Here is a 5,050-nt window from a genome sequence, read left to right on the forward strand (position 1 = left end):
TCGACGACGCCGAAACGGACCCGCCACCATTGGTGACCGTCCCGCATCCAGTACTTGGGGGCGGTCAGATCGTCATCGTTGCGGGAGCTCCAGCCCTCGGCGGTCCACCAGTCCGGGTTCGCGTACCCGCCGTCGTTGATGAACTCCAGGAAGCTGCCGTTGCTGACGGGCACCGTGTCGATCCAGTAGCCGGGGACATGCACCTCATGGGCGGGCCGCTCATTGTCCAGCGCCCAGGGCTCCACGGAGGTGCCCATCGAGAAGGATCCGCCGGGAATCAGCACCTCGGGGGGCAGCCCCGTGACGCGGCGGGAAAGCACCCGTGGATCCGGAGCAACAGGGTGCAGGACGGGTTCACCCACCCGGAGTTGATGCGTCGCCAGCATGGTCTCGGCGTGTTGCTGTTCGTGCTGGACCATCATGCCGAAGGCGAACCCGGCCTCCAGCAGCGGCGAACCCTCGAGCGGGACGCGGTCCAGGATGTCCAGTGTCTTGGAGCGCACCTGTGCAAGGTACCCCCGGGATTCCCCGGGAGCCAGCAGTGGCAGTGAAGGGCGGCTGCTGCGCGAATGCTCGAAGGCATCGTAGAGCTTGTCGATCTCGGGCCGGAGCGGCTCCATCCCGCCGACGTCGCGGACCAGCCATTGCTCCTCCTGGCTGCCCACATGTGCCAGGTCCCACACCAGGGGAGACATCAGAGGAGAGTGCTGCTTGAGCAGCTCCTCCTCGTCACACGCAGTGAGGGCATGTGTCCGACGGCGCGCACGCTCCAGGCCCTCCGCGATGTAGGCACGCAGATCATCCGGCGCAGTGCCGGTACCTATGGGAACCGGATTCCTCATCGGGCGTTCTCCTTTCGCTGTGCGGGGTCGAGGAACAGGCCGGTGCGGCGCCAATCGTCGATCCGTTGGTCCGAGGGAGAGCGGCCACGCGCCGGGTACTGCTCGACGAATGATTCCACCCGGGACCTCGTGCCCGCATCGGCATCGAGCCGCTCCAGAGCACCCAGCGCTGCCTCAGCACACGCCAACCCTGCTGCCGCGAGGACGGGATCCGCCAACCCGTCCCGGGCGGCAGCAGTCATCGGATGGGGCAGCGCGGTCACGGGAGCGCAGGCCGCGGCAGCAAGATCGGCCGCCCGTTGGTCATCCACCAGAGCCGTGGTCATGGCTGCTGCGGCTTCCCAGTCGGAACCCGCTTGGGCGTCGATAACCCGGATCTCGAGGAAGCCCCTAGGGCGGATGAAGGGAAAGAGGGTGCTGAGATGGTAGTCGAGGTCCTGCCCCGTAACCGGCCGGGGCCCTTGTCCGCGCAGCCATCCCCGCATGGTCAGGCCGCGCGGCGCCTCCCAGGAACCGTGCGACGCCGGGATGCACAGCACCGACGCATCGAGGGCGTAGCGGGCCCAGGCAGTGAGGGGATCTTCGGAAGACGGAACGGGCGAGGTGCGGGACGGGTCGATCGCCGACCATACGGCCTGCCGGGTGCTCTGCCAGCCGCTGGGCGAGCCATGGCGGAAAGGGGAGTTGGCGAAAAGCGCGACGAGTACCGGCGCGAGCTGGTGAAGGCGCTCCCAGCGCTGTACCGCGCTACCCGTACCGCTTCCGGGGAGACCGGCGTCGAGACACACCTGCAGGGATGCGGTGGAACACATCATGGTCCGCCCGGCAGGACCTGAGCGATCGAAATGGGCTTCCATGGCTGCATAACGGGAGTGATCAAGCGTCCGCACCGGAGGTCGGGATGCATCCAGCGCCACATTGCTGAAGGAAAGACCCGCGTTCGCGAAACAGCGGTCAAGAACCGTCAGGTCAGCTCTTGCCGCCTCGATGACGGAGGGAAGATTCGGTGCGCATGCCGAGCTCAGCTCGAGCTGCCCACCCGGTTCGTAGGTGATGACACCGCCGCCGGAGAGATTTCCTTCGGCCTCCCCAGCAACCTCCTGGACTTCGGCTACCGGCACCGGCCGCCGGGCGTCCGCGGCATCGTGCACGATTCGTTCGATTTCCACGCCCACGGATCCCGGGGGCCCGGTCTTGAAACACACCGACGCCACATAGATCTCCGCCTCGGTTTCCGACAGCGGCTTCAAGTTTCGTTCCAACTCCAACACCACAGGCCATCCCTTCGTCGCGACGCAAGAAGTCAATAGGCTCCACGATAGGAGGTCGTCCGACCAATGGGAACCCATTCTCGGGGACGACAACAGAGTGGAAGTGATGGTAGGTGCGTGGAACTCACCGGAATTGCGCAGAGACGCGAAATGGGTTCCGGGCTGAGCCTGGAGCCCTCAGTGAAGCCTGGGGCTTGTAGAAGGCACGCTGCACGGGTTCGGCGTCGACGGTGAATTCCGGCATGAGTTAGTCCCCGATCAGCCGAAGCCCGTTGAACCAGCAGGCGCCGCGCAACCAGCCGTCGTCGAGCCGTGGCTCCCTGTCACGCAGCCGCTCGAGCGCCTCCAACTGGTGCGCGTAGGGGTAGGGGATGTTCGGGAAGTCGCTGCCCAGCACCACGCGGTCGCCGAGGGCCGCCAGCCGCGGCAGCAGATTAGAAGGGAAAGGGGCAACTGCCTCGAAGAAGTCGGTGAACGCCATGGTCGTGTCGAGATGCAGCCGTGGGTACTGTTCGGCGAGGCCTAGGAACTCGGCATACTCCGGCATGCCGAGATGCGCGACGACGGCGGTCAGGTTCGGATGCCTGCGCATCACGCCCTCGAGCTTGTCCGGCCCGGTGAAACCGATCCGCGGAACAGGGCCGCTGCCCACGTGCACCACCACGGGAACGCAAGCGTCGGTGAGCAGTCCCCACGCCGCGTCCAGGATCGGCTCGCGCAGGTCAAATCCGCCCACCTGCGCATGTACCTTGAACTCCCGCGCGTCGCGCTCGAGTGCCGAACGCACGGAGTCAAGGACGCCGTCCTCAGGAAAGAACGTAGCGCTCGGCACACAGGCGGGCTCTGCCGCAGCAAGCGCCAGGGCGAAATCCGTCAGGTCCGCTGCCATCCCGGGCCGATGCGCATAGGTCAGGCCAGTGAAACGCCGCACTCCCATGCGCCGCAGGTGCGCAGTCTGTCCTCCTGGTTCCAGCGGTAGGTGATCGGCCAGGGCCGCCCGACCAGCGGACCTGCCTCGTCGAAGTGGGCCCAGACGCGCCGCAGCATGCGCTCGGGCAGGAAATCGGTATGAATATCGATCAATTCCGGCAGGCCGAGCCGCTCCCACCAGCCGGGCACGTCGTCATCCGTCAGTGGCACCATTCAGGCCTCCTTCCGGGGACGGGTAATCACTGGCGAGGAATAGACCCCTGCGCTCCACCGTTCTGGAGTGAAACGCGCCAGGCCCCCTTTGGCGCCGTCCCTCCCTGTTGCAGAAATCAGAAGGAGACTCCCATGCCGAATTCCGCCCCGCTTTTCTCGCCCGTCCGCATCGGTTCCACTCAGTTGAGCAACCGTATCGCGCTGGCTCCAATGACACGCGTCAGCGCCACCGAGGACGGGCACGCCACCGAGAGAATGGCCGCCTACTACGAAGCTTTTGCACGTGGTGGCTTCGGGTTGCTGATCACCGAGGGAATCTACCCGGACACCGCATACAGCCAGGGTTACCTGTTTCAGCCGGGTATAGCCACTCAGGAGCAGGCACAGTCCTGGACGAAAGTTGTCGACGCCGCGCACTCGGCCGGCGCCCGGATCATCGCCCAACTGATGCATGCAGGGGCGCAATCCCAGGGCAACCGGTTCGTGGACTCGTCGGTAGGACCGTCCGCGGTTGCGCCGAAGGGCGAGCAGCTGGCGTTTTACCGTGGAGAGGGTCCTTATCCTGTGCCGTCGGAGATCACCGCGGCCCAAATGGACGAGGTCCGGCAGGGCTTCGTGACGGCTGCCCTGCACGCCCAGCAGGCCGGGTTCGACGGCGTCGAAATCCACGGCGCGAACGGGTATTTGCTTGACCAGTTCCTGACCGAGTACCTGAACGAGCGAACCGACACCTACGGTGGTTCACCCGAGAACAGGGTCCGGTTTGCCGCCGAAATCTGCCGCGCAGTGCGCGACGCCGTCGGCCCGGATATGACGGTGGGAATCCGCATCTCGCAAGCAAAAGTCAGCGACAATGAGCACCGGTGGAGTGGCGGCGTCGAGGAAGCGAAAATCATCTTCTCCACGCTGGGCGCCACTGGAATCGACTTCATCCACACCACTGAATACCGGGCCGCCGAGCCTGCATTCGCGGACGGCGGGGAGTCCCTGGCCTCACTCGCCAAGCAGCATTCGGGAGTGACCGTGATTGCCAACGGCAATCTGGACGAGCCGGAAACGGCCGCGTCACTGCTGGAAACCGGTGCTGCCGACGTCGTCGCCCTCGGCAAGGCGGCACTTGCCACCCGGAACTGGCCGCACAGAGTGCGAAACAACCTGGCCCTCGACGAGCTTGATGGAAGCCTGTTTGCTCCCGTGGCGGATGTGAAGGACTGGGAGTTGCAGCTGCCGGCATAGGCCCGCACTCCAGAGGTTGCCAGGAACCGCGGGTGTGACGGCTACCGTAGTAGATTACAGGGATGCAGCTTCCCAAGGTCGAACTCCACCTCCATATCGAGGGCACGCTGGAACCGGAGCTGATTTTCGAGCTCGCCACGCGGAACTTCATCGCGCTGCCCTATTCGAGCATCGACGAGCTGCGGGAGCAGTACGAGTTCCAGGATCTGCAGTCATTCCTCGACCTGTACTACAGCAATATGGCGGTGCTGCGGACGGAGCAGGATTTCGCTGACATGACCCGCGCCTACCTGTCGCGCGCAGCGGCAGCCGGCGTACGCCATGCCGAGATCATGATGGATCCCCAGGCGCATACGGCCCGTGGTGTGCCGTTGCACGTGTGTGTCGACGGTGTTTTCTCGGCATTGGCGAACAGCGAGGAGGAGTTCGGCATCAGCACGGGGCTGATCGCGGCGTTCCTGCGTGACCAGCCCGTCGAGGACGCGCTCGCCGTGCTTGAGGAGCTGCTGGCGATGAAGGCGCCGATCATCGGGATCGGACTCGACTCTGCCGAGTCCG

Annotated in this window: 6 protein-coding genes; 2 read left to right on the forward strand and 4 right to left on the reverse strand. The window is 65.3% G+C overall.

What is annotated here, in order from left to right; all coding sequences use genetic code 11:
• The 4 genes from Y705_RS18845 to Y705_RS23160 all read right to left on the reverse strand — a co-directional run.
• Positions 1 to 842, reverse strand: an 842-nt coding sequence (locus Y705_RS18845; RefSeq protein WP_155850011.1) for an SUMF1/EgtB/PvdO family nonheme iron enzyme, incomplete at its 3' end; no start/stop codon positions are given.
• Positions 839 to 2,191 carry an ergothioneine biosynthesis glutamate--cysteine ligase EgtA gene (gene egtA, locus Y705_RS18850; RefSeq protein ID WP_081737952.1) on the reverse strand — a complete coding sequence of 451 codons (1,353 nt, stop codon included), beginning with the start codon at positions 2,189 to 2,191 and terminating at the stop codon, positions 839 to 841. The genes egtA and Y705_RS18845, both read right to left, overlap by 4 nt.
• Positions 2,192 to 2,360: 169 nt before the next feature.
• Positions 2,361 to 3,002, reverse strand: a complete 642-nt coding sequence (locus tag Y705_RS0109695) for an amidohydrolase family protein (protein ID WP_253908567.1) — start codon at positions 3,000 to 3,002, stop codon at positions 2,361 to 2,363.
• Positions 3,003 to 3,022: 20 nt separating this feature from the next.
• The gene (locus Y705_RS23160) at positions 3,023 to 3,256 is read right to left on the reverse strand and encodes a hypothetical protein (protein ID WP_253908568.1); all 234 of its coding nucleotides are present in this window, start codon (positions 3,254 to 3,256) and stop codon (positions 3,023 to 3,025) included.
• Positions 3,257 to 3,388: 132 nt separating this feature from the next.
• Here Y705_RS23160 and Y705_RS0109700 point away from each other — a divergent pair, with 132 nt between their 5' ends.
• Positions 3,389 to 4,492: an oxidoreductase gene (locus Y705_RS0109700; RefSeq protein WP_026532712.1), complete on the forward strand. Its 1,104-nt coding sequence runs from the start codon at positions 3,389 to 3,391 to the stop codon at positions 4,490 to 4,492.
• Positions 4,493 to 4,554: 62 nt separating this feature from the next.
• On the forward strand, positions 4,555 to 5,050 hold a 496-nt coding region (locus Y705_RS21295), incomplete at its 3' end, for an adenosine deaminase family protein (RefSeq protein WP_444826175.1).

Source organism: Arthrobacter sp. H41 (assembly GCF_000520535.1).
In the GTDB taxonomy this organism is placed as follows: domain Bacteria; phylum Actinomycetota; class Actinomycetes; order Actinomycetales; family Micrococcaceae; genus Arthrobacter_D.

Coding starts and splice junctions, on each gene's coding strand:
- Y705_RS0109700 (WP_026532712.1), top strand. CDS start 3,389: ATGCCGAATTCCGCCCCGCTTTTCTCGCCCGTCCGCATCGGTTCCACT.
- egtA (WP_081737952.1), bottom strand. CDS start 2,191: ATGGGTTCCCATTGGTCGGACGACCTCCTATCGTGGAGCCTATTGACT.
- Y705_RS0109695 (WP_253908567.1), bottom strand. CDS start 3,002: ATGGCAGCGGACCTGACGGATTTCGCCCTGGCGCTTGCTGCGGCAGAG.
- Y705_RS23160 (WP_253908568.1), bottom strand. CDS start 3,256: ATGGTGCCACTGACGGATGACGACGTGCCCGGCTGGTGGGAGCGGCTC.